Annotated in this window: 1 pseudogene; it reads right to left on the bottom strand. The window is 72.1% G+C overall.

Annotated features, from left to right (window positions below):
* Positions 1-138 (bottom strand): annotated as a pseudogene (locus PUR61_RS03045) (glycosyltransferase family 2 protein); the annotation flags it as partial.
* Positions 139-390 lie beyond the last annotated feature (252 nt).

The following is a 390-nucleotide window of genomic DNA, read 5'->3' as shown; positions in this document are numbered from 1 at the left end:
CTCGGTCTCGCCCTCGGCGTGCATGACGCCGCCGACGTTGGCGGCCTCCATCTCGCCGAGCAGCCGGACCGCCGTGGTGATGTAGCCCGGGGTCAGCTGGCCGTGGCCGTCGACGCGGACCACTATCGGGTGGCTGGAGCCGCTGACCGAGCGGACCACCTACTACGGCAACGGCGACTGGGCCGGTGACCCGCGCAACGGCGTGCCGCTGGAGGTCACCGACGCCAACGGCCACACCACCACCCTGACCTACAACACGGCCGGCAGCCCGAAGTACTCGGCGACCAAGGCGGTCTGGGTCTGCAGGTGGTCGCTGTTGCTGAAGACCGCGAACGCCGCGTCCGGGCCGCCGGAGGCGTCGGCCGGGTCGGACGACCGGTGCCGGGAGAT

It is taken from the genome of Streptomyces sp. BE20, from assembly GCF_036322525.1.
Lineage (GTDB): Bacteria > Actinomycetota > Actinomycetes > Streptomycetales > Streptomycetaceae > Kitasatospora.
The sequence above is the reverse complement of the archived record's forward strand: the minus strand, read 5'-3'. Positions and strand labels throughout refer to the sequence as shown.